General features: G+C 66.8%; 21 protein-coding genes and 2 tRNA genes. 14 read left to right on the top strand and 9 right to left on the bottom strand.

Annotation, left to right across the window (positions count from 1 at the left end; genetic code table 11):
• The first annotated feature begins 119 nt into the window (after window positions 1-119).
• Window positions 120-554: an acyl-CoA thioesterase gene (locus ACZ5ZX_RS17915; protein ID WP_020633826.1), complete on the top strand. Its 435-nt coding sequence runs from the start codon at window positions 120-122 to the stop codon at window positions 552-554.
• A gap of 88 nt (window positions 555-642) precedes the next feature.
• On the opposite strand, the gene glnA is transcribed toward ACZ5ZX_RS17915, so the two are convergent.
• On the bottom strand, window positions 643-2067 hold the full coding sequence (gene glnA / locus ACZ5ZX_RS17910) for a type I glutamate--ammonia ligase (RefSeq protein WP_037321238.1): 1425 nt from the start codon (window positions 2065-2067) through the stop codon (window positions 643-645).
• Between the two features lie 172 nt (window positions 2068-2239).
• Here glnA and ACZ5ZX_RS17905 point away from each other — a divergent pair, with 172 nt between their 5' ends.
• A complete protein-coding gene (locus ACZ5ZX_RS17905; protein WP_465503094.1) occupies window positions 2240-2725 on the top strand; it encodes an RDD family protein in 486 nt (161 codons plus the stop codon).
• A gap of 46 nt (window positions 2726-2771) precedes the next feature.
• Here ACZ5ZX_RS17905 and ACZ5ZX_RS17900 read toward each other — a convergent pair whose 3' ends face one another.
• Entirely contained in the window at window positions 2772-3725 is a 954-nt protein-coding gene (locus ACZ5ZX_RS17900) for a hypothetical protein (RefSeq protein ID WP_465503093.1), read from the bottom strand.
• Between the two features lie 105 nt (window positions 3726-3830).
• Window positions 3831-4559, bottom strand: a complete 729-nt coding sequence (locus tag ACZ5ZX_RS17895; RefSeq protein WP_061981160.1) for a DUF4191 domain-containing protein — start codon at window positions 4557-4559, stop codon at window positions 3831-3833.
• A gap of 64 nt (window positions 4560-4623) precedes the next feature.
• On the opposite strand from ACZ5ZX_RS17895, the gene ACZ5ZX_RS17890 reads away from it, so the two are divergent.
• From ACZ5ZX_RS17890 to ACZ5ZX_RS17865, 6 genes are all read left to right on the top strand, one after another.
• The gene (locus ACZ5ZX_RS17890) at window positions 4624-6711 is read left to right on the top strand and encodes an ATP-dependent DNA helicase UvrD2 (protein ID WP_465503092.1); all 2088 of its coding nucleotides are present in this window, start codon (window positions 4624-4626) and stop codon (window positions 6709-6711) included.
• A 217-nt stretch (window positions 6712-6928) separates the two neighbouring features.
• Complete coding sequence (locus ACZ5ZX_RS17885; protein WP_465503091.1) at window positions 6929-7195, top strand: hypothetical protein; 267 nt, start codon at window positions 6929-6931, stop codon at window positions 7193-7195.
• A 167-nt stretch (window positions 7196-7362) separates the two neighbouring features.
• Window positions 7363-7746 carry a WhiB family transcriptional regulator gene (locus ACZ5ZX_RS17880; protein ID WP_465503090.1) on the top strand — a complete coding sequence of 128 codons (384 nt, stop codon included), beginning with the start codon at window positions 7363-7365 and terminating at the stop codon, window positions 7744-7746.
• The gene (locus tag ACZ5ZX_RS17875) at window positions 7743-8000 is read left to right on the top strand and encodes a hypothetical protein (RefSeq protein WP_465503089.1); all 258 of its coding nucleotides are present in this window, start codon (window positions 7743-7745) and stop codon (window positions 7998-8000) included. The genes ACZ5ZX_RS17880 and ACZ5ZX_RS17875 overlap by 4 nt, the downstream gene beginning before the upstream one ends.
• 103 nt (window positions 8001-8103) lie before the next feature.
• Window positions 8104-8973 (top strand): class I SAM-dependent methyltransferase, encoded by an 870-nt coding sequence (locus ACZ5ZX_RS17870; RefSeq protein ID WP_465503088.1) that lies wholly within the window; start codon window positions 8104-8106, stop codon window positions 8971-8973.
• Complete coding sequence (locus tag ACZ5ZX_RS17865; RefSeq protein ID WP_465503087.1) at window positions 8970-9149, top strand: hypothetical protein; 180 nt, start codon at window positions 8970-8972, stop codon at window positions 9147-9149. The genes ACZ5ZX_RS17870 and ACZ5ZX_RS17865 overlap by 4 nt, the downstream gene beginning before the upstream one ends.
• Window positions 9150-9153: 4 nt before the next feature.
• Here the strand turns inward: ACZ5ZX_RS17865 and ACZ5ZX_RS17860 are convergent, their stop codons facing one another.
• The 3 genes from ACZ5ZX_RS17860 to ACZ5ZX_RS17850 form a co-directional block, all read right to left on the bottom strand.
• On the bottom strand, window positions 9154-10068 hold the full coding sequence (locus ACZ5ZX_RS17860) for a hypothetical protein (RefSeq protein ID WP_465503116.1): 915 nt from the start codon (window positions 10066-10068) through the stop codon (window positions 9154-9156).
• Window positions 10069-10210: 142 nt separating this feature from the next.
• A complete protein-coding gene (locus ACZ5ZX_RS17855) occupies window positions 10211-11551 on the bottom strand; it encodes an ABC1 kinase family protein (RefSeq protein ID WP_465503086.1) in 1341 nt (446 codons plus the stop codon).
• A 77-nt stretch (window positions 11552-11628) separates the two neighbouring features.
• On the bottom strand, window positions 11629-12663 hold the full coding sequence (locus tag ACZ5ZX_RS17850; RefSeq protein ID WP_465503085.1) for a ubiquitin-activating E1 family protein: 1035 nt from the start codon (window positions 12661-12663) through the stop codon (window positions 11629-11631).
• A 163-nt stretch (window positions 12664-12826) separates the two neighbouring features.
• Between ACZ5ZX_RS17850 and ACZ5ZX_RS17845 the strand changes: the two genes are divergently transcribed.
• Window positions 12827-13393, top strand: coding sequence for a M48 metallopeptidase family protein (locus ACZ5ZX_RS17845; protein ID WP_037321257.1), 567 nt, complete (start codon window positions 12827-12829; stop codon window positions 13391-13393).
• Window positions 13394-13399: 6 nt separating this feature from the next.
• Here the strand turns inward: ACZ5ZX_RS17845 and ACZ5ZX_RS17840 are convergent, their stop codons facing one another.
• Window positions 13400-14743: a zinc-dependent metalloprotease gene (locus ACZ5ZX_RS17840; protein ID WP_465503084.1), complete on the bottom strand. Its 1344-nt coding sequence runs from the start codon at window positions 14741-14743 to the stop codon at window positions 13400-13402.
• 203 nt (window positions 14744-14946) lie between these two features.
• On the opposite strand from ACZ5ZX_RS17840, the gene ACZ5ZX_RS17835 reads away from it, so the two are divergent.
• Window positions 14947-15951, top strand: coding sequence for a YlbL family protein (locus ACZ5ZX_RS17835; protein WP_465503115.1), 1005 nt, complete (start codon window positions 14947-14949; stop codon window positions 15949-15951).
• Between the two features lie 123 nt (window positions 15952-16074).
• Here ACZ5ZX_RS17835 and ACZ5ZX_RS17830 read toward each other — a convergent pair whose 3' ends face one another.
• Window positions 16075-16623 (bottom strand): PPA1309 family protein, encoded by a 549-nt coding sequence (locus tag ACZ5ZX_RS17830; protein ID WP_465503083.1) that lies wholly within the window; start codon window positions 16621-16623, stop codon window positions 16075-16077.
• 157 nt (window positions 16624-16780) lie between these two features.
• Between ACZ5ZX_RS17830 and ACZ5ZX_RS17825 the strand changes: the two genes are divergently transcribed.
• Window positions 16781-19795 carry a UPF0182 family protein gene (locus ACZ5ZX_RS17825; RefSeq protein ID WP_465503082.1) on the top strand — a complete coding sequence of 1005 codons (3015 nt, stop codon included), beginning with the start codon at window positions 16781-16783 and terminating at the stop codon, window positions 19793-19795.
• 67 nt (window positions 19796-19862) lie between these two features.
• Window positions 19863-19936, top strand: a tRNA-Met gene (locus ACZ5ZX_RS17820).
• A gap of 200 nt (window positions 19937-20136) precedes the next feature.
• Here the strand turns inward: ACZ5ZX_RS17820 and ACZ5ZX_RS17815 are convergent.
• Window positions 20137-21588: an FAD-dependent oxidoreductase gene (locus ACZ5ZX_RS17815; protein WP_465503081.1), complete on the bottom strand. Its 1452-nt coding sequence runs from the start codon at window positions 21586-21588 to the stop codon at window positions 20137-20139.
• Between the two features lie 93 nt (window positions 21589-21681).
• Between ACZ5ZX_RS17815 and ACZ5ZX_RS17810 the strand changes: the two genes are divergently transcribed.
• On the top strand, window positions 21682-22275 hold the full coding sequence (locus ACZ5ZX_RS17810) for a TetR family transcriptional regulator (protein ID WP_465503080.1): 594 nt from the start codon (window positions 21682-21684) through the stop codon (window positions 22273-22275).
• 83 nt (window positions 22276-22358) lie between these two features.
• Window positions 22359-22432 (top strand) — tRNA-Met (locus ACZ5ZX_RS17805).
• The last annotated feature ends 165 nt before the right edge of the window (window positions 22433-22597 follow it).

Below are 22597 nucleotides of genomic sequence, written 5' to 3'. Positions count from 1 at the left end.
CCTGCGGCAAGAGAGCAGGGGACCTTTGCTATCGCCTGCCGAACGTGGACGAGGTGGCAGCAAAGGTCCCTTGCTCACACTCCGCGTCGCGGACGGACAGCGACGCTTACAGTGGACCAGTGACTGTGCGCGAGCCTTTTCGCACCCGGATCAAGGTGCGTCACTACGAGTTGGACACACTTGGCCATCTCAACCACGCCGTTTACCACTCGTACGGCGAGGTCTCCAGACTTGAGCTGATGGAGCTAGCCGGTGGCCTCAACTCGGGTATGCGAGACGCGAATCTCGCCTTCGTGCTGCTTGAGTCCCACATCGTGTTCCGGCGCGAGCTTCGGGCCGGTGACGTCGTTGACGTAACCTGTGACGCCAAATTCGGCACCGGCAAGACCTTCCACATGGACTCGAACATCTACAAGGTCGATGGCACCCTCTCCGCGGAGATCACCTGCACCCTGGGGCTGATGGATCTCGAGCGCCGCAAGCTGGTGGATGACCCCCGCGGTCGCATCGAGCGCGCTGGCGTCGACCTGAAGGTTCTCTCCACGTCGGAGTAAGCACACCGGCGGGACCAAAAGAAACGCCGGTGGTAAGGGCGTTTCCGCACCTCACCACCGGCGTGCTCTTGGTGTTCCTACCGCACGATCACACGTCGTAGTACAACGAGAACTCGTACGGGTGCGGGCGCAGCCGCAGCGGGTCGATCTCGTTCTCGCGCTTGTACGAGATCCAGGTGTCGATCACGTCGGGGGTGAACACGCCACCTTCGAGCAGGTAGTCGTGGTCGGCCTCCAGCGTGTCAAGGACCGTGCCGAGGTCACCGGGAACGAGCTTGACGTTCTGGGCCTCCTCCGGCGGGAGCTCGTAGAGGTCCTTGTCGATGGGCTCCGGCGGCTCGATCTTGTTCTTGATGCCGTCGAGGCCGGCCATCATCATCGCCGAGAACGCGAGGTACGGGTTGCCGGACGAGTCCGGGCACCGGAACTCGGCGCGCTTGGCCTTCGGGTTGTTGCCCGTGATGGGGATACGAACACAAGCCGACCGGTTCCGCTGCGAGTACACCAGGCTGACCGGGGCCTCGAAGCCCGGCACGAGCCGGTGGTACGAGTTGACGGTCGGGTTGGTGAAGGCCAGCAGGCTCGGCGCGTGCTTGAGCAGACCACCGATGTAGTGGCGAGCGGTGTCGGACAGCCCCGCGTAACCGGACTCGTCGTGGAACAGCGGCGTGCCGTCCTTCCACAGCGACTGGTGGCAGTGCATGCCCGAGCCGTTGTCACCGGCGAGCGGCTTCGGCATGAAGGTCGCGGTCTTGCCGGCGGCGAAAACGGTGTTCTTCACGATGTACTTGAACAGCTGCAGGTCGTCCGCGGCGTGCAGCAGCGTGTTGAACTTGTAGTTGATCTCGGTCTGACCGGCGGTGCCCACCTCGTGGTGCGCGCGCTCGATCTCGAAACCGGAACCCTGCAGGTTGCGGACGATTTCGTCACGCAGGTCGGCGAAGTGATCGACCGGCGGGACGGGGAAGTACCCGCCCTTGAACTTCGTCTTGTAACCCTGGTTGCCGCCCGGCACGTCGGCACCGGTGTTCCACCAGCCCTCGACGGAGTCGATCTCGTGGAACGACGCGTGCTCGGCGGAGTCGAACCGGATCGAGTCGAAGATGTAGAACTCGGCCTCCGGGCCGAAGAACACGTTGTCCGCGACGCCGTACTCGGAGATGTACTGCTCAGCCTTACGCGCGATGTTGCGCGGGTCGCGGCTGTACGCCTCGCGGGTGAAGGGGTCATGCACGAAGAAGTTCAGCGAAAGCGTCTTCGCCTTGCGGAACGGGTCGATGCGCGCCGTCTCGGGGTCCGGGAGGAGCAGCATGTCGGATTCGTGGATCGACTGGAAACCACGCACCGAGGAGCCGTCGAAGGCGAGGCCTTCTTCGTAGGCTTCTTCGTTGAACGCCTTCGCCGGAACGGTGAAGTGCTGCATAACGCCGGGCAGGTCGCAGAACCTGACGTCGACGACCTCTACGTTCTCGTCGGCGATTAGGCGCTGAATGTCGTCTGGAGTAGTGGGCACCCTCGGTGACTCCTTCTCGTTCGTTGCCGGCGGCAGTACTCTCTTTGGCTCACGCTAAGAGCGCGGTGTTGCCCGACCGTCACCCGTATGTTTCGCCGGTGTTAACGGGTCGGCGATATCGGGTAGTCGACCAGGGCGAATGTGGTCCGCGCCACCGGCATACCCTGGATGGGTGGCGAGATGGACCGGAGAATGGCTGCCCGGAGCCGGGGACGGAACGACGGCCGGTGGCGAGGGTACGCAGCGGTGGCGCGGTGAGCGACTCCGCCTACCCCAATCGGGTGTCGGTTCAGTAGCGGGCGGCGGGTCACGTCTCCTCGGCCTGGTCATCGATCTGGTTCTCGCCTCGTTGGTCACCACCCTCTTCGTGACGCCCAACCTCCAGGACCCGGCCGTCATGCAGACGTTCAATCTCTGGTCGGTGGGCGTCTGGGCGGCCATCACGATCATTCCCGTGACTTTCTTCGGTTTCACGCCAGGTATGGCAGCGGTCGGAATCCGTGTCGCCAGGCTGGACGGCGCGCAAATGGTCGGCGTGTGGCGCGCCGTCGTGCGAGCGGCGCTGACCTTCGTGATCATCCCGGCCGCGATCCGTAACATCGACGGCCGGAGCTGGCTCGACCGATTGACCGGAACCGTCGTCATCCGCATGCGCTGACGCTGGCTGGGGAGCAGGGGACCTTTGCTCTCCGCGGCACGGCTCCTCAGGCCGCCGGTGCCATAGGAGCATCGCTGAGTTCCGGAGGCGGTCGTTGCTGAGCGTGGCGGTGAGCTGCTCGCAACTCTTGCACCACGACTAACGGCTGGTCCCGTAGCTGCTCTGGACTCACCTGGACGACGATGAGGCCAGCTGCGACCAGCGCGGGTGTTTCGGGCGCCTTGCCCGGTTCGAGGGCGACCTCGGCGTGGTGGATTTGCATGGCGACGCAGATTTTCGGCCACCACACCTCGGCGACACCGACTACCTGCCCGTCCGGAGCTCGTAGCTCGACATTTCGTTCTGGTCTAGGCAAGCCGCTGCGTTCGAGCACGGTCTCCAGCCATTGCTCTACGGCGGAGTCGACGCCGTCCTGGAGTGCGCCGACGACGAGGCGGGGCAGTGCTGAGCCGATCGTGCTGGCCTGCGCCAGCTCTTCTCGAAGTTCCTCTGGAGTGCAGAGTCCGCGATGGACGGCGTCGTGGATCATCGCCCGCACGGATTGCAGTTCGTCCATACGCCGAGCCGCATCGATCAGGGCCCTGGCGAGCGGTGCTACCGGCAGGCCGTCGATCACCACTGGTTCCGGCAGATGGATGGTTCGTTCGACGACGGCGAATCCCCAGGTGGCGACCTTGCTCCGGTGGGGGATCAAAGTATGCGCCCGTCTTTCTGGCGGAAGTCTCCTGACTCCGTACAGCCGGGCCGCCTGGATGCCGGTGAGCATGGCCTCCGGGCCCGCGTGAGTCAGCGCGACCTTCAGGAGCTGGCGCCTGGTCGGAGTGGCGTTGGTCAAAAGGATGACGCCGGGAATAGGGCGTCGCCACGGGCCGCCTTCACGACAACGGCGCGAGATCCAGGAGTGGGAGTGCCCCAGGGCGACAAGTTGCGCCCGGGCGGCCACGCCGTCCGGGAACATCGCCGCCAACGCCCTCTGCCGGGCGTCCGAGGTTCCATCCACGCAGTGATCATGCGACCACCCACCGACAGTTTTCGTCCGGAAACGAATCAGGGGTCCTTTACTGCCGCACGCGGCGGCAGTAAAGGACCCCTGATTCTCGCTTGGTCAGCGGCGGCGGATGGTGCGCTGAACGTTGCGCATCTTCGCGCCGGCAGGCATCGGGCCCTTGGGCATCGCGGCGCCACGGTTTCCGAGAGCGGCGAGCTTCGCTTCCAGCGCGTCGACCTGGGCAGGCTTGAGGTTTCGAGGGAGCTTCATGAGGTAGCCCTGAAGCTTCTTCAGCGGCACCTGCTGCTCTTCGTTCCCGATGATCACGTTGTAGATCGGGGTCTCACCGATCAGGCGGGCAACGCGCTTCTTCTCCTGCGCGAGCAGGGACTTGACACGGTGCGGTGCGCCCTCGGCGACGAGCACGACACCCGGGCCGCCGAGCACTCGGTGCACGGCGTCGAGCTGGGTAGTGGCCGCCACGGTCGGCGTCACCTTCCAACGGCCTCGCATGTTTTCGAGTGCCCAGGCTGCCGCGCCCGGCTGTCCGTCGGCCTTCGAGTACACGGTCTTCTGGACCCGCCTGCCGAAGATGATCACAGCGGCGAGCGCGCCGAGCAGGATGCCCAGCGGCAGCACGACCCAGTGGACGTCGAAGATGAACCCGATGCCGAACACGACACCGGTGATGACCAGGAGCGATCCGACCATCCAGGGGATGAGCGCCTTGTCTTCCTTGCGCTGCATCTTGAAGGCCTCGAAGATCTGCCCGCGGCGAGCCTTGCTCGCGGCGCGCTTCTCCTTCTTGGCCAGCTTCGCTGCTTCCTTGTCCTGCTTTCCCGCCATGTGACCAGGATACGGCCGCGTGCCCTGCGCCGATCCCGTCGGGCCCTCTGCGAGGATCGGGGACGTGGTTAGCGCATCGTCCCCGAAGAGTCGTCCAGGCCTGCTCGATGGGCTCGACCCCGAGCAACGCGCCGCCGCCTGCGCCCCGAGGGGCCCGGTCTGTGTACTCGCGGGAGCGGGGACCGGCAAGACGCGGACGATCACGCACCGCATCGCCCATCTGGTCCGCTCGGGGCACGTCGCCGCTGGTCAGGTCCTCGCGGTCACCTTCACGACACGTGCCGCGGGGGAGATGCGCGCGCGCCTTCGAGGCTTGGGTGTCGATGCCGCCCAAGCGCTTACCTTCCATGCCGCCGCGCGCCGCCAGCTTCGGTACTTCTGGCCCCAGGTCGTCGGGGACAGGCCTTGGGAGCTGCTCGAGAACAAGTTCCGCTACATCAGCCAAGCCGCCAACAAGGCCGGTCTCGGCACTGAGACGGAACTCCTGCGCGACCTCGCCAGTGAGATCGAGTGGAGCAAGGCCTCTTTGGTATCGCCGGACGACTATCCCGCCGTCGCCGCTCGCACGCAGCGGGACACACCCGCGCCCGCGTCGCAGGTCGCGGAGGTCTACCGAAACTACGAGAAGGTCAAGAACGCAGCGCAGGTCCTCGATTTCGACGACCTGCTCCTGCACACCACCGCCGTTCTCGAGGAGCACACGGTGGTGGCTCAGGAGTTCCGCGAGCGCTACCGCTGCTTTGTCGTCGACGAGTACCAGGACGTCACCCCGCTGCAACAGCGGCTGCTCGACGCGTGGCTCGGCGGCCGCGACGACTTGACCGTGGTCGGCGACGCCAACCAGACGATCTATTCCTTCGGCGGCGCTTCACCCCGTCCGCTGCTGGAGTTCACGCGGAGGTACCCCGAGGCGACGGTCGTGCGGCTCGAGCGGGACTATCGCTCGACTCCGGAGGTCGTGGCTCTCGCCAATCAGGTGATCGGTGCCGCCCGTGGCCGCCCGGCGGGGTCGAGGCTGAAGCTCATCGGCCAGCGCCCTTCGGGGCCACCTCCGCGTTTCGCCGAATACGACGACGAGACCGCGGAAGCCGCCGCTGTCGCACGCAGGATCCGTGATCTGCTCGACGGTGGCGTGGCGGCCAGTGAGATCGCGGTGCTCTACCGCGTCAACGCCCAGTCCGAGGCCTACGAGCAGGCACTGGCGGAGTTGGGTATCCCGTACCTGGTCCGCGGTGGCGAGCGATTCTTCGCGAGGACCGAGGTCCGGCAGGCGATGTCCGCGTTGCGGATGGCGGCGACCGACGCGGACACCGGCGAGCTGGTGACCAGGGTCCGTTCCGTTCTCGCGAAAGTAGGGCTCACCGACCAGCCTCCGGCCGGAGGCGCGGCGAAAGAACGGTGGGACGCGCTCCTGTCGATCGTCGAGCTGGCCGAGGAGCTTGCTTCCACCGTCGACGACGCGGATCTGCCCAGGTTCGTGGCGGAGCTCGAACAGCGGGCGAGCGCGCAGCACCCGCCGACGGTGGAGGGCATCACCTTGGCCTCGCTTCATGCGGCGAAGGGCCTCGAATGGGATGCGGTGTTCCTCGTGGGACTCGCCGAGGGAACGATGCCGATCCTCCACGCGGACGGTGACGACGCCGCCATCGAGGAAGAGCGCCGTCTCTTCTATGTCGGTGTCACTCGCGCACGGGAGCATCTCTCGCTTTCTTGGGCCTTGGCCAGGACGTCGGGAAACCGTCGCAATCGGCGACGCAGCCGGTTCCTCTACGGCTTGATCCCCGAAGACCACCCGGCGGCGAGGGTCGCCCGAGCTCAGCAACCGAGGCATTCCGGCACCAAGGCGCGATGCCGAGTTTGCGGCGGACCGCTGGTGGAGACGCTGGACATCAAGCTGGGTCGCTGCTCCCGCTGCCCGTCCAATGTGGATGAGCAGCTGCTCGAGAAGCTGAAGTCCTGGCGAGGGGAACGCTCTCGCGAGCTCAAGGTGCCGGCCTTCGTCGTCTTCACGGATGCGACCCTTGTCGCCATCGCCGAGCAACGGCCGACCGATGACACAGCGTTGTGTGCCATCTCAGGGATCGGCGCCACGAAGCTCGAACGCTTCGGAGCGGAGGTTCTCGACGTCGTGCGGGCCTCGGTGGAGACTTGACCGCGTCGTGGGCTTGATCCACGCGGCGAACCCGCTGCTCAGAGCCGATCTTCGTAGCTTCGACGGTTTTTCTGGAAAATAAGTTGCCCCGGTGTGGTCGAGGGCAATAACCTGCAGGGACCGGGCGCCGAGCGCCTGGGACTGGGGAAGAACTTCTACAACACAGCGTAGACCGCAGGGCGGCTCGCGCGCGACAGAGAAAGGTGGTGCCGGTGAAATGAGGATCAACATGATGGTCACGAACCCGGGCACCCGTCTGTCCTGCGTCGCGGAAGTTCCGCAGGCTCAGCGTCAGGGCGCCTTCATGCCCGTGAGCATCCTCGCCGCCCGCGGCACTCAGCGTCTCAACCGTCGCTGGGTCACCGCTGACGAAACCTTCACGCACGCCGCTGTCTTCGGTGGCGCGTACGTGAACGGTGGCGTCGATCTGCCGACCATCAAGCAGTTCCGTGTTCCGTTGTCCATACGGGAGCGAAGTTCCTGACCTAGTCAGGAGTAGAGGCTCACGAAGGCCGCGGAACCGGTTACCGGATCCGCGGCCTTCGTGTTTTTTGCTGCACAAACAAGTTGGCTGCACAACCTAATTGGGGTTCAGCGTTGTCCAGTTCCACCGTCAGTACGCAATCCGTTACGGGACAAAGGAGTGCACTTATGTCATCGGCCATAGCCTTCGCGCCGGAGGAGGCCCTGCCCTTCGCCGACGCAGGCGTCGTCGACCTGCTCGACGCCATCGACTCGCCTGAGTCGACGCTTCCCTGCCGTTCGGGCGACGCGGACCTGTGGTTCGCCGAGTCGCCGGCAGAGCTCGAGCGCGCGAAGGCGTTCTGCGCGGACTGCCCGGTCCGTTCCGCCTGCCTCGCGGGTGCCCTGTCGCGGCGTGAGCCGTGGGGTGTCTGGGGTGGCGAGATCTTCGAGCGTGGCGTCGTCGTCGCTCGGAAGCGGCCCCGCGGCCGCCCCCGCAAGAACTCGGTCGTCGAGCCCGCAGCCGAGGCTCGTACCGCCACGCGCAAGGTCGAGCGGAGCGCAGCGGCATGACCGTCGAACCCATCACCACCAGGGATTACGAGGCGCGAACGGGCAACCGGACTCTCGCGCCGACCAAGTTGAACGAGATCAAGGTCGAGGAGACCAGCGAAATGTTGCTTTATGAAGAACTGTCCAGAGCCCGAATACGAGACCTGGAGGAGGGAGTCCGCGAACAGCGGGCTCGAAGCGGCGCACGCGCCGTACGCAGGTGGAACAGGGTCGCTCGCTGGGCGACCCGGCGAGCCGAGCGCCTGCAGGCCTGACCCCACGGGGGAGCGGGGGACCTTTGCTATCGCGCCGCGACAGCAAAGGTCCCCCGCTCTCCCTTTGGGCGTGGTGCGGCTCGGATTGGTGTTCACTGGGGGAATGGCCGTACACACGCACGACGACATCGATTGGGCGGACCGGCTTCGAGCACTTCGCATGGCTGAAGCGCTCGATGCCGGGCCGACGCGGGCAGCGGCCCGGCAGCTGCTGGAAGGTATGCCGGACGGGCCGACCATCCTCGACGTCGGATGTGGCGCGGGCGGGATGAGCGTGCTCTTCGCCGAGGAACTCGTCTCCTCCGGCGCCAGGATCGTGCTGGTCGACGCGACCGAGCACCTGCTGTCAGAGGCACATCGGGTCGTCAGCGCGGCCGCGGGGGACAAGGCCACCGTCGAGACCATCCACGCCGACGTGGCCGACGACGAGCTGCCCGCGAAGCTTCCTGCCGCCGATCTGGTCTGGGCTTCGCGCGTGGTCCACCACTTGCCTGACCAGCAAGCGGCGATCAACACCTTCGCCCGGCTCGCCCGCCCCGGCGGGTTGGTCGCCATTTCCGAGGGCGGCCTGGACTTCAACTGTCTTCCCTGGGATCTCGGCATCGGCCGACCAGGGCTCGAAGGGCGACTGCTCGCCGCACGAGGCGAGTGGTTCGCCGAGATGCGGGCAGGCATCCCTGGCTCCGTCTCCATGCCCTACGGCTGGAACATCGCGCTCCAGCGCGCAGGTCTCGACAACGTCGATTCCTTCGGCGTGCTCATCCACCATCCGGCCCCCGGGTCGGACCTGCTGCGCGACTTCGTCGTCGAGCGGATCACTTGGTTGGCCGACGTGGCAGGTGACCGCCTGAGCGGCGACGATCGCAAGACCGCGGCCGCCTTGGTGAATCCGGCGAGCCCCGCTTTCCTCGGCGCGCGCCAGGACCTCTTCCTGCAGGGGACGAAAACAATCCATTGTGGACGGCAGCCGTGAGCGATCAGATCGGCTGCTCCTTGTGCGGCCGGATCCGTGGTGCCGACGAGGAAGCCACGCAGACGCTCGCTTGGGTTTCCACCCGGGAGAAGAACGTCGTGCGGTGGATGTGCCCTACCTGCGCCCGCCGCCACGCGCGCGACATCGAGGGAAAGCTTCCGGACGAGTATTGGTGAGCCCTCAGGCGGCATCGTCGATCTGACCGATCGTGCGGACCTTCGGGCGAGGCGTCCGTGCCGCTTCCGCATATCCTCTGACGAGCTCGGCCGCCACTTCCCTCGGAACCTTCCTCAGCTGGTCGATGGTGCAGCGGACCAGCACCGTCCCGGTCGCGGTCAGCGCCAGCGGATGAAAGTTCGCGGTGCCCTGCTTCGGCGCACGGAATTGCCACGCCAGGCCGATGTCATCCCACCAGGCATCGGCGGCGCCGATGGGCCGCCCCCGCCGGTCGCAGATCGTCACGTTCCACGACGGAGAGGGCAATGGGCAGCCGTCAAGCGCCTGCTTCGCCAGTCCGCACGCGTAGGTCTCTTCGGGATCGACACGGCGCAGGGCCGCGCGGACCGCGGCTGAGCCTCGCCGGTTACCGGCATCGAGCTCCTCCCTCAGTTCTTCGAGCGTGCACAGACCCCAATAAAGCGGTAGCAAGATCAGCTCGTCGATCCTGGCCGGATCGAGCTCCAGACGAGCGAGATCGAGTGCCGCACGGGCGGGAGGGGCGAACGGGACGCCGTCGATCAGGGTCGGCGGCGGCATCCGCGTGGTTCTTCGGGGCAGCATGCCGGGTTCCGCCGGCATGCGCCGGTAGTCGGGGACGAGAAGGTGGACCTCGCGCGTCACCGGGCAGTCGACACCTCGCGCGCGAAGCGCGTCGGCGCCTGTCACCACCACGTCCGGCCCGAACCGTGCGACGGCGGCCTGTAGCAGCTGAAGCCGGGTGGGCGCGGAGTCGCGCAACAGGATCACACCCGGCATCAGCCTTCGCCAAGGACCACCGGGCCCACAGAGCTTCGCGGCGTGACGTGCGGTCACGCCTGCTTTGCGAAGCTCGCGGCTGGTGATGATCCCGGACTCGCAGGTGTTACTGAGCGCCATCAGTCGAGCGCTTCGTGTAGTGGTCATGTATCGAGGATGACCGTTGGGCCGTCCGGGTGGAACCGCTTTCCGAAAGTTGTGGACAACTCGCCCGAGCGCCCCGGATTTTGGCTCAGTCCCAACGATCCCTGTGGATAACTTCTCAGGCCGCGAAGCCGGGCTGCCACCGTTCGACGATCGCTCGGGCGGGGATCTCCGCGTCGAGCTGACAGAGAATGCCCGTCGACCCGGCGGTGACCCGGTGGATCATGAGGTACTCGGGTGGCAGGTTGAGTGAGCGGCCGATCCGGAAATCCCGGCCGCGGGTGTCCCCGACCCGACCTGCCTGACGCTGCATCCAGCGGCGGGTGAAATGGAACGTCTCTCCCGCCAGCGGTTCGGTGAACGGGGCGAGGTAGGCGAGCACGTCGTCCGCCTGCAGATCCGCGTCTGCCCGGATGAAGCCGGACTCCCTGAGCAGCCGCATCAGCTTCGAGGACTCGCCGTCCAGCGCCAGCCTGGTCATCTCGCCCAGATGCTGCGGAATGCCTTCAGGCAACCGGGACACCCCACCGAAGTCGATCACGCACAGCCTGCCGTCGGCGGTCAGCATGAAGTTGCCCGGGTGCGGGTCCGAATGCAGGAGATGGGCTCGTTCCGGCGAGGAGTAGTGGAACTCGGTGAGCAGGCGGCCGGCACGGTCGCGCGCCTCTTTGTCGCCGCCGGCGATGATCTTCGAGAGAGGCGTGCCGGTGACCCATTCCGTGACGACGACCTTCGGTGCGCTGGCGACCACCCGGGGGATCAGGAAGCCCGGGACGCCGTCGAACGCCTTCACAAAGGCGCGCTGGTTTTGAGCTTCTGCCTGGTAGTCGAGCTCTTCGTTCATCCGTTCGGCGAGTTCGGCCAGGAGAGGTTTCACCTCGGTTCCCGGCACGAAGGCCTGGAACAACCTGCTGAAACGCTGAAGCTGACGAAGGTCGCTCCGCAGCGCGTCATCGGCACCGGGGTACTGGACCTTGACGGCGACTTCGCGACCGTCGTGCCAGGTCGCGCGGTGGACCTGGCCGATGCTCGCGGCCGCGGCGGGTTCGTCGTCGAAGGCGGCGAACCGCTGCTGCCAGCTGCGTCCCAGCTGCTCGGCGAGGACTCGGTGGGTCTGCCGGGTCGGCATGGGCGGCGCCGCGGCCTGGAGTTTGGTCAGGGCCTCGCGATAGGGCTTCGCCATCTCATCCGGCACCGCGGCCTCGAACACACTGAGGGCTTGGCCGAACTTCATGGCGCCGCCCTTGAGCGTCCCGAGGACCTCGAAGAGCTGCTCCGCTGCTTTCGCGGACAAGGTCGCGCTGACTTCTTCGGCGCTCTGCCCGGTCAGTCGTCGGCCCCAGCCGCCGACCGCCCGGCCCGCTATGCCGAGCGGGATACTGGCCAGCTTCGCCGTGCGCGCAGCCCCTTTGCGGGGGATGTCGGTTTCACGGTCCTCGGCGCTGCGGGAGTCGGTCACCCTCGCGATTCTGCCTTGATTCACTCCGCGCGCGCAGCCTGTCGAGGGTGTGCGTGTGGGCTACGTCGCTCGCCGTATCACCGAGCCCCGCATCCGCATCCGCTGTGCGGCGGCCAATCGCGATGGCGGATCGCGCCGTCGAAGAAGTCGATCTCCAGCGTGGCGTTCCACGCGGGCGGTGCCTGGTCGTCGGGTGAAAGCAGCCGGAGTGCCTGGGCGGAGGCCAGCGCGGCGCATGCCTGCACGGCGCCGAGATCCGGTCGTTGCACGCGTCCCGCGAGCTGGCTCGCCACCCTGGGCCAGGACTTGTCGAGTCCGGAACGGTGCAGGTCGGCGCAGCGCAGGCAGCTGCTGCGGCCGGGTACCACCAGCGGCCCGACGATGCCGACGCCGTCCCGTACGCGCACGGGCAGGTGGCTCACGCCGTCTCGCACGAGCTCGTCGACCACTTCGGGAGCGGGCACCACGGCGTCGGCGAGCAGCGCAAGTTCCGGCTGACGGTCCGCGTAGAGTCTGGTGGTCGACGTGTCCGCCCCGGCGCGGTGCACCACCTGGGCCATCGCTTCCCTGCGCGGCATGCCGATTTCGGCCTCGGTGTAACCCGAACCCAGATCTCGTGCGAGGACCGTGCCTGTCGCCCGGATGTCGATATGTCCGATTCCGGCGTTGGCGAGCAGCACGGCGATGGCCACGGCCAGGCGCCCGTCGCCGTGGATGGCCACCGCGGTGCGCTTGCGACGTGCAGTCATGGCCGCCTGGTGGTGGCGGGCGCGGAGCGACCACAGTCCCGTCTCCGCTCTCGGCCTCGGGTGTCGCCCAGGCTGCCCGGCGTCGGTCACGAGTCCGCGGGCCGTCAGGTCCGTCATCAGGTCCCGCAGCTGTTCGTCGTGTTCGCTCTGCGCGAGCACGATCTCGTCGGCTGCCCGTTTCCCGTCCAGTCCGCGGACGGCTTCGGCCACCTCGGAGGCGACTCCGGCGACCACCACGGCGTGCGCGGGGTCGAGACCGATCTGGATCTCGCCGTTCCCACGTTCCAGCACATCGAGGCCGGGAAGCAGGGCCGGGAACGCGGGCAGGGCGATCGATCGCAGATCCGGTTCGCGAAGGTTCATGATCGCAGGATCGCACCTGCCCACTAACCGTCCACTAAGAAAACGCCGAGTTATCCACAGGTGGGTCCCGTTGTGGATAACTCGGGGCTGTGACCTTTCGGCTCTCGGAGTTGTCGGTGACTGGCCTTACCGTGGTCGAGTGGTCGAAGCACGGATGCCCTCATTGAGGAGCCGGGACAAGACGATTCCCCCGTCGGACACTCCCGAACACAAGGTCGAGGTACGGCGTAGCCAGCGCCGCCACCGGACCGTCACCGCGTACTGGGACGAGGACACCCTCGTCGTGCTGATCCCGGCCCGGATGACCCGGGCCGAGGAGAAGCACTGGGTAGCCGAGATGCAGCGCAAGCTGCTGCGCACGGGCCCGAGGCGGGCCGCCCCGCCGAAGGCGTCGGACGAGGCACTGCTGGCGCGCTGCGCCGTGCTCTCGGCGAAGTATCTGGATGGAAAGGCGATACCCGCGAGCGTTCGCTGGGTGCCGCCGATGCGCACGAGGTGGGCGTCCTGCACGCCGGTCGACGCGACGATCAGGGTCAGTGATCGTCTGCGCCGGGTACCGGCCTGGGTGCTGGACTACGTCCTCGTGCACGAACTCGCGCATTTGAAGGAACCAGGGCACAACGCGGCGTTCTGGGAGCTCGTTCGCCGTTATCCCAAGACCGAGCGCGCCATCGGCTACCTGGAGGGCCTGTCCTCCGCCGCCGGGTGGGGCATCGCGGCGGAGGACTGACGTGCCTCAGTTCTTGTCTTCGTCGCCCTTGTCCTTCTCGCGCTGGGTGCGCTCGATCTCGGCGATCGGGTCGATGCCGTCGAGGGTCGACTCGCCATCGCCGAGACGCTCGGAGAAGTCGAGCGGCTCGTCGAGGTCCTCGGCGGTCGGCATGAGGTCGGGGTGGGACCAGAGTCCGTCCCTCTTCTCGATGCCGTGCTGGTCGCCGACCAGCTTCCACAGCGAAGAAGCCGCCCGCATCCGCCTCGGCCGGAGCTCGAGCCCGACCAGGGTGGCGAAGGTCTGCTCGGCCGGGCCACCCGTGGCCCGACGTCGGCGCAGCGTCTCCCGGAGCGCGTCCGCGCCCGGGAGGCGATCGCCGATGGCCTCGGCGACAACGACGTCGACCCAGCCTTCGACCAGTGCGAGCAGCGTCTCGAGCCGGTTCAGCGCCGCCTTCTGCTCGGGTGAGGTCTGCGGCTCGAGCAGACCGGACGACATGGCCTCTTCGATGCTGGCGGGGTTCGACGGGTCGATCTGGCCCGCGAGTTGCTCCAGCGCCGAGGTGTCGACGGAGATGCCACTGGCGAACTCCTCGACGGTGGCGAGGAGGCGCTGCCGCAGCCAGGGAACGTGGGCGAACAGCCGCTGGTGGGCGGCCTCGCGCGCGGCGAGGAAGACCAGTACCTCGCTGGTCGGCAGTTCCAGGCCTTCGGTGAACTTCTCGATGTTCGCCGGCAGGAGCGCGGAGGTCGCCGCGGGACCCAGCGGAAGGCCGACCTCGGTGGAGGTGAGCACTTCGGAAGCCAACTGAGCCAGGGCGTTGCCGAGCTGGGAGCCGAAGGCCATCCCGCCCATCTGCCCCATCATCGAAAGGAGTGGGCCGGCGGCCTGTTTGGCCTCCTCGGGCAGGGCCTGGACCCATGCGCCCGAGACCTGCTGGGCGACGGGGTCGCAGAGGCGTTGCCAGGTGGGCAGGGTCTTCTCGACCCAGGTGCGCGCGGACCACGCGACGGTCGTCGAGGCACCGGCGGGCAGGATCGTCGCGGCGTCGAGCCATAGCTCGGCCAGGTGCGCGGCGTCACGGACGGCCGTGCTCGAGTCGCCGCCGCTGGACGGCGAAAAGCCGAGCTGGACGTCGCCGCTGTCACTGCTGCTGAGGTTCTGCAGCGCGATCTGTTTCGCCAGGTCGTAATTGACCGGCCCGGTCGAGCTGCCGGCCTGGCTGAGCATCTGGCCCAGCTGGCTGAGCATCTGACCGAGCTGATTGAAGGCCTCGGCGCCGGAGGGCTGGCCGCCGGAGTCCGACGGCTCGTTCTCGCCTCGTTTGTCGGGATCGGGCGGTCCGAAGCCGAACGGGGGTTTGCTCATGGCACCACCGTACGCGGGTCATGGGACCCAGAGCTCGTCAACTGGAGTGATGAGCGTGGCCTTCACCGAGAAGCGAACACCGTCACCGTACGCTGTCACGCGTGACAGAGCCCTCGGAGGAGACCAAAGCAGCGCGGAGCCGTGCGGGGTCCGCGAGTGACCAGGACCGCTCCGAACGGCGGTTGACCCGGCGAGGCTGGACGCTGCTGGTCAGCGGTGCGTTGTTCGTGGTCTTCGCGCTGGTCGGGTTCTTCATCCCGGTGCCGTATGTGGCGATCAGTCCCGGCCCGACCTACGACACGCTCGGCAAGGACGCCGCCGGGCAGTCGGTGATCCAGGTCAACGGGCACGAGGTCTTCCAGACCTCCGGTGAGCTCCGCATGACGACGGTCTCCCTGCGCGATGGCGGCATCACACTGTTCAACGCGCTCGGGCTCTGGGCGAGCGGCCGGTACGCGCTGGCGCCGCGCGAGGAGTACTTCAAGCCGGGCGAGACCAACGAGCAGGTCCGCCAGGAGAACATCCAGCAACTGCAGGACTCGCAGACCGCCGCTCAGGTCGCCGCGCTGCGCCGCAAGTTCCCGGTGAAGGTGCTCGCGAAGACGATCGTCTCCGGCAGCCCGGCGGACAAGGTGCTCGCTCCGGGCGACCGGCTGATGGTGGTCAACGGGCAGACAGTCAAAGAGGCGACCGATGTGCGGGCCGCGCTGAACGGCACGAAGCCGGGGCAGACCGTGCAGATCACCTTCAAGTCCGACGGTCAGGCTGAGCGCACCGTGCCGCTCACGCTCGCGCAGCGGCCTGACGGCCCCGAAGGCTTCATGGGCCTGACCGCGGTGGACCGCGCGGACGTCCCGTTCGATGTGAAGATCTCGCTGCAGGACGTCGGCGGCCCGTCGGCCGGGCTGATGTTCGCGCTCGCGATCGTCGACAAGATGGAGCCCGGCGACCTCGCCGGTGGCAGGCATATCGCCGGAACGGGCGAGATCTCGGAGAAGGGTGTCGTCGGCGCGATCGGCGGCATCTCGTTCAAGGTGGTCGGCGCCCGCGAGGCCGGTGCGACCGACTTCCTCGTGCCCGCGCACAACTGCGCCGAGGCGAAGACCGCCGCTCCCGATGGCCTGAACCTGATCAAGGTGTCCACGCTGGACGAGGCGATCGCGCAGCTCGAGAACCTCAAAGCGGGCAGGCCGACCGCCTCCTGCTGACCGCCGGGGAGCAAGGGACCTTTGGTATCGCCAACGGGCCTGACGAGAGCAAGGGACCTTTGGTATCGCTTCGGCCCGCGTCCGGGGCGGCGATAGCAAAGGTCCCTTGCTCTCTTTCGCGGGTCAGGGCTGCAGTGTCGCCTTCAGGGCCTCGAGAAGGTTAGGGGCCAGTTCCGGGTTCTCGATGATCTCGTCGACTGGGACATCGCTGGCTTCTTCGGACTGCCCGGCACCGCGAAGCCGCATGACGCATGCTCCGGCGCCATCCCGCAGCACCGCGGCCACGAGCCGGGCCTCGGTGCGGCGCGGGTGGTCGGCGGCCGCTTGGCGCAGGCGTTCGGCGTCGGTCTCGGGCACCACCGGAAGCTCGGCTTCGGCGTCCGGCGGAAGCACGATGATCTCTTGCGCGAGTGCGCAACCCAGCACAAGGTCCGGCCACGCGATCTGCGCCAGCGCTTCACCGAGATCACCGTCGGGCAGCGACTCCTGGGCGACGGGCGTCAGCGGGGCTGACGGGTCGAGTTGCCCGGCCAACTCGGGCTGCTCATCCAGCAGTGCCGCTGTCGGGACCAGCGCGAACAACTGCGGCGGCTGATCCCATCCTCCAGAGGCGACGAACTCCTCGACTTCGCGGGCCAGGCCGGCCACGCCCTGCTGCTCACTCGGTGCCATTGGCTCATCGTTCCAGGCGGTCATGGCGGCGGCCTTCCGAGTCCGGTTTGGGCGGGTTCCGGGAACTTCCGACCGCATCCGTAGAGTTAGAGCAATCAGGGGCCGCACGCGGTACGCGCGCCCCCGCGAAAAGTTCACCAAACCAGGAGCGTGTGCAGTGGCCACTCGGCCCCCCGTGAGCCTGCCGAAGCTGTCCCGGCGCAGCCGGATCCTGCTCATCATCGCCGCCGTAGTCATCCTGGCGCTGCTGCTGGGCGCGAGACTGCTGGACACCTACGTCGACTGGCTGTGGTTCGGCGAGGTCGGCGCCCGGCCGGTGTTCAGCACGGTGCTGATCACCCGTGTCGTCTTGTTCTTCGCGGTAGGGCTCTTGGTCGGCGGTGCGCTGGCGATCAGCTTGATGATCGCCTATCGGACCAGGCCGGTCTTCGTGCCGATCTCCGGCAACGACGACCCGCTCGCGCGCTACCGGTCCGCCATCGTCGGCCGGATCCGCCTGTTCGGCATCGGCATCCCGGTGCTCACCGGGCTCATCGCCGGCGCGTCCGCGCAGAGCGACTGGCAGGTCGTGCAACTGTTCCTCAACGGCACACGGTTCGGTCAGACCGATCCCGAGTTCGGCAATGACGTCGGCTTCTACGCCTTCGATCTGCCGTTCTACAACTGGCTCTTGGGCTGGCTGTTCATCGCGGTCGTCATCGCGTTCTTCGGCGCGCTGATCTCGCACTACGTCTTCGGCGGCATCCGGCTCGCGGGCAAGGGCGGCCAGCTCGCCGGTCCGACGCGCGCTCAGCTCGCCATCACCATCGGTATCTTCGTGCTGCTGAAGGCGGTCGAGTACTTCTTCGACCGCTACAACCTGCTGCTCTCCGATCGGGGAGCCCCGCTGTTCGTCGGTGCGACCTACACGGACCTGAACGCGGTCCTGCCCGCGAAGCTGATCCTCCTGTGCATTTCGGTGATCTGTGCCGTCGCGTTCTTCGCCGGCGCGTTCCTGCGTAACCTGCAGCTTCCGGCGATCGCGCTGGTGCTGCTGATCCTGTCGAACGTGCTGGTCGGCGTCGCGTGGCCCGCGGTGCTCGATCAGTTCTCCGTGAAGCCCAACGCGAACGAGAAGGAATCCGCGTCGATCCAGCGCAACATGGACGCGACCCGGCAGGCGTTCGGCCTGACCAACGTCGAGTACAAGGATTACACCGGCAAGTCCGAGGCGACCTCCGCGGAGATCAAGGCGGACAAGGGGACCGTCCCGAACATCCGGCTCCTCGACCCGAACATCCTCAGCGACACCTTCACCCAGCGCGTCGGCCGTGAGAACTTCTACGGCTTCCCGTCCAAACTGGACATCGACCGCTACACCCTCAACGGTGTCACGCAGGACTACATCGTGGCGGCCAAGGAGATCAAGACCGAGGGCCTCACCGGCAACCAGACGAACTGGATCAACAAGCACCTCGTCTACACGCACGGAAACGGCTTCGTCGCCGCACCTGCCAACACGATCGACCGCGCGCTGAAGGACGCCAACTCCGACGGCGGCTATCCGATCGCCACCACCAGCGACACGCAGAACCCGACGGGTGCCGGCTCGACCGACCCGTCCAAGCCGGGCATCAAGGTCGACGAGCCCCGTATCTACTACGGCGAGCTCGCGACCGACGCCGCGTACGCGATCGTCGGCGGCAAGGCCGGCCAGGCGCCGGGCGAGTACGACACCGCCGTCGACCGCGCTTACATCTACAAGGGCTCCGGCGGCGTGCCGATCGACAACTGGTTCAACCGGCTCGTCTTCGCCGCCGAGTACGGAGAGCGGAACATTCTCTTCTCCGACGCCATCGGTGACGGATCCAAGATCATGTTCAATCGTGAACCGCGGGACCGCGTCGCGAAGGTCGCCCCGTGGCTGACCCTCGACGGTGACCCGTATCCGGCGGTCGTCGACGGGAAGATCAAGTGGATCGTCGACGGCTACACGACGATGAACAACTTCCCGTATGCCCAGCAGACCCAGCTCGGGCAGGCCACCAACGACTCGCTCACCGGCACCACTCGCCAATCGAACGCCTCGATCAACTACATCCGTAACTCGGTCAAGGCCACTGTCGACGCGTTCGACGGCACCGTGGACCTGTACGGCGTCGAGGACAACGAGCCGGTGCTCAACGCGTGGAAGAAGGTCTTCCCGGGCCTGGTCAAGCCGAGCAGCGAGATCTCCCCGGATCTGCGGTCGCACTTCCGCTACCCCGAGGATCTCTTCAAGGTGCAGCGGGAACTCCTTTCGAAGTACCACGTGAACAACCCGGCGGAGTTCTACGCGCAGCAGGCCTTCTGGAGCGTTCCGCAGGACCCGACGCAGGAAGGCGGCGTGAACGCGTCCGCGTCCGGCATCGCCAACCAGCCCGGGTACTACGTCCTGGCCACCGCGCCGGGCGACAACAAGTCACGGTTCCAGCTCACCAGTTCGCTCACGGGTCTCCAGCGGCAGTACCTGGCGGCCTGGATGTCGGTGTCCTCGGATCCCGAGGAGTACGGGAAGATGCGGGTCCTCAGACTGCCGACAGGTGCCAGTGGCGCCACCCAGGTCGACGGCCCGGTCCAGGTCCAGAACAGATTCCAAAGTGACCCACGGGTCGCGCAGGACCGGACCCTGTTCAACAACCCGAACGTCACCGTCACCTACGGAAACCTGATCACGCTGCCCGTCGCCAACGGCTTCCTCTACGTGGAACCGGTCTACATCCGGCAACGGAACCAGCTGAGCTATCCGCAGCTGGCCCGGGTCCTGGTCTCCTACGGCACCAAGATCGGCTTCGCGCCCACGCTCAACGAAGCCCTCGACCAGGTCTTCGGCGCGGGTACGGGCTCAGGGGTCACACCGCCCCAGACCGGTGGCACCCCCGGACCCACGACACCGCAACAGCCCGGCACGACACCGCCGCAGCAGCCGCCTGCCAGCGGCAACCCGGCGCTCGACAAGGCCGCGGCCGAGATGCACGACGCGTGGGGCAAGTTCAAGGCGGCCCAGCAGGGGGGCAACTACGCGGACCAGGGTGCTGCTCTCGCCGCACTCGATGCCGCGTACAGGGCTTACGAGGCGGCCAAGGCCAATCCTCCGGCCAGTAACCCGCCCGCAAGCAGCGCGCCGCCGCCCACCGGCCAGCCCGGAGGGTGACGTCGCTTACCAAAAGGGCACCTGCTTTGCGCCTGCTGGAAACGCAGGCGTAAGGTAGGTGTCACGACGCGGGGTGGAGCAGCTCGGTAGCTCGCTGGGCTCATAACCCAGAGGTCGCAGGTTCAAATCCTGTCCCCGCTACAGAGGTTGGAGGCGTGTGTCTGCGGAAATCGCAGACCACGCCTCTTTCGCATTTCGCCCGGGGGTCGAACCCCCGGACCCCCGCCAGGGAGGGCTTCGCCCCCCTGGACCCACCGAAGTGAGTTGGTTGCGCAGGTGCTTGAGCTGCGGGGGAGCAAGGGACCTTTGGTATCGCCTGGCGGGGGAGCGGGGGACCTTTGCTATCGCGTCGGGGTGGGGGCGACCCAGCAGGCGTAGCCATCGGGGCGGTACAGGACGGCCTCGGTCGACGGCCACGGCAGGTCGGTGACCAGCTGGGTCGTCAGGCGCGGGGTCTGGGAGCGGGCGGCGTCGATGTGGGCCGCTGTGGTCGTCAGGAGCACGAAGTCGCCCGTCCGGAACAGAGTGCTCGGCCGAAGCGGGCCGGTTTCGGTGAGGACGTCCTGGTCGTTCAGCCGCGAGCCGAGCGCGGGATGCGAGGTCCCGTAGGTCGTGTAGCGGATCCCGAGACCGGAGACCATGCCCGACAGATACCGGTTCACCTCGGGAAGCGCGGCCAGATCGCCGAAAAGGGCGCGAAGCGCGCGTGACTCGTGAGACCGCGGAGTCAGCCCCAACTGGGCAGCGACGTTGTGCAGCACTTGCGCACCCACAGGGTGCCGTTCGGCCTCGTAGGTGTCGAGGAGATCGTCACCGGCCCAGCCATGCACGGTCGCCGCCAGCTTCCAGCCCAGGTTCATGGCGTCTTGCACGCCCAGGTTCAGGCCCTGGCCGCCGGCCGGGAAGTGGATGTGCGCGGCGTCGCCCGCCAGCAGCACCCGCCCGTCCCGGTAGTGCGCAGCCTGCCGCGCCGCGTCGGAAAACCGTGACGCCCACCGGATTTCCGACACCGTCGCCGCCTCGCCGTACGAGTCGAGCAGCGCCGTCCGGACTTCGTGGTGGGAGACGGCGGACCGCATGTCCGCAGGCCGGGAGGCTCTGTCGCCGTACACGAAGCGGTAGAGACCCGGTTCTCCCAACGGAATCAGGCCTTTGAACGTGGTTGCGCCGGTCGCCTCGCCGATGTTGCGCATCGTTCGCCATTGCTTTTGCGCCGCGTCAGGTGCCTTGTCGAACAAGACGTCCGCGACCACGCCGAAACCTTCGCCGTCCACGCCGGGAAAGTCCATGTCGAGTCCTTTGCGCACAACGCTTCGTGCGCCGTCGCAGCCGACGAGGAACTTCGCAGACAGCTGTGCTTCGCCGCTGTCTGTTCGGTACCGGACAGACACAGAGTCCTTGTCCTGTACGAAAGTGAGTACTTCGCTGCCGCGCAGCACCTTCGTTCCTTGTGTGGCAAGCCGTTCCTCCAAGAACTCTTCGACCTTCGCCTGCGGAATCCCCAGCTGGAACGGGAATCGAGTGTCCCAACCGTCGTAGACGACCGGGATCATCGCGAAATGCCCGTCCCGCACCGTCGTGAACGAACGCTCCTCGACACCGTCCAGAAGTCCGCGTAGCTCCAGCATTTCCGAGGTGCGCGGCTGCAGGTTCAGCGCTTTCGACAGGCCCGTGCGCTCGGGTTGGCGTTCCAGTACCACCACATCGACGCCCGCGAGTGCCAGTTCGTTCGCGAGCGTCAGCCCCGTCGGTCCCGCCCCGACCACGATTACGTCGGTCCTCAGGTTGTTCATACCACTCCTTAACGACGTTAAATTGACCTGGGCCCAGCGTGCCCTTAACATCGTTAAATTGTCAAGGCGGTAGTACGGGAAGAGAGCGAAAAAGTGGGTCTGACCAGGCAGGACATCGTCCGTGCTGGGCTTCGGCTGCTCAATGACGTCGGCCTCAACGGGCTCACGCTCCGGCTGATCGCGCAAGAACTCGGGGTCAAGGCGCCGGCGCTCTACTGGCATGTGAAGAACAAGCAGGAGCTGCTCGACGAGATGGCGACGCAGATGTATGCGGATGCCATGCCGGGCCGTACTCCGGAAGGTATGGGGGAGCGGGGGTCGCTTGAGCTGGCGTCACAGCAGATGCGCCGGATGATGCTCGCTTACCGTGACGGCGCGAAGGTCTTCTCAGGGACGTTTTTGACCGATCAGACGCTGCTCACCGATAACCCGCTGCAAGGGCGGGTCGACGCGGGGCTGGAACCGTACCTGGCCGGACGAGCGCTGTTCACCGTCTACAGCTATGTCGTGGGCTTCACCATCGAGGAACAAGCCGTCTATCCGGTTCCGGGCGAACGGGACCCGCGTTACGACCTCACGCCCACGGCGTGGGTCTTCGATGACGATGTGGAGGCCAGATTCGGCGATGGGCTGACCATGGTGCTCAACGGCGTCTTCGCCTGGCTGGATGACAAAGTCGCGTCATAAAGGCTGGTCAAAGGCTTTTCGCGGAGTTAAGGGTACCCCCGTGAAACCCGGTTTCGGGCCCATGTAATCTATTAACACAACGACGCGGGGTGGAGCAGCTCGGTAGCTCGCTGGGCTCATAACCCAGAGGTCGCAGGTTCAAATCCTGTCCCCGCTACAGAGAAAACGAGGCGCGTGTCTGCGGAAATCGCAGGCACGCGCTTCTTCTATTTCCGGTTCCGCAGCGCGTGTGCCGTCCGGGTCGATCACTCACCGTCGTTGGGCGGGGCGGGGGACGTGTACCGCTGTCCGTGGCGAAGCCTGGTTGCGCAGCGTGTCCGGT

The sequence above is a fragment of the Amycolatopsis sp. NPDC033938 genome (assembly GCF_055575975.1).
Note: the sequence above shows the minus strand (reverse complement) of the source record. Positions and strands in the feature narration are given on the sequence as shown.

Coding starts and splice junctions, on each gene's coding strand:
- ACZ5ZX_RS17895 (WP_061981160.1), bottom strand. CDS start 4,559: ATGGCGGGAAAGCAGGACAAGGAAGCAGCGAAGCTGGCCAAGAAGGAG.
- ACZ5ZX_RS17885 (WP_465503091.1), top strand. CDS start 6,929: ATGAGGATCAACATGATGGTCACGAACCCGGGCACCCGTCTGTCCTGC.
- ACZ5ZX_RS17880 (WP_465503090.1), top strand. CDS start 7,363: ATGTCATCGGCCATAGCCTTCGCGCCGGAGGAGGCCCTGCCCTTCGCC.
- ACZ5ZX_RS17875 (WP_465503089.1), top strand. CDS start 7,743: ATGACCGTCGAACCCATCACCACCAGGGATTACGAGGCGCGAACGGGC.
- ACZ5ZX_RS17870 (WP_465503088.1), top strand. CDS start 8,104: ATGGCCGTACACACGCACGACGACATCGATTGGGCGGACCGGCTTCGA.
- ACZ5ZX_RS17860 (WP_465503116.1), bottom strand. CDS start 10,068: ATGGCGCTCAGTAACACCTGCGAGTCCGGGATCATCACCAGCCGCGAG.
- ACZ5ZX_RS17850 (WP_465503085.1), bottom strand. CDS start 12,663: ATGAACCTTCGCGAACCGGATCTGCGATCGATCGCCCTGCCCGCGTTC.
- ACZ5ZX_RS17840 (WP_465503084.1), bottom strand. CDS start 14,743: ATGAGCAAACCCCCGTTCGGCTTCGGACCGCCCGATCCCGACAAACGA.
- ACZ5ZX_RS17830 (WP_465503083.1), bottom strand. CDS start 16,623: ATGGCACCGAGTGAGCAGCAGGGCGTGGCCGGCCTGGCCCGCGAAGTC.
- ACZ5ZX_RS17815 (WP_465503081.1), bottom strand. CDS start 21,588: ATGAACAACCTGAGGACCGACGTAATCGTGGTCGGGGCGGGACCGACG.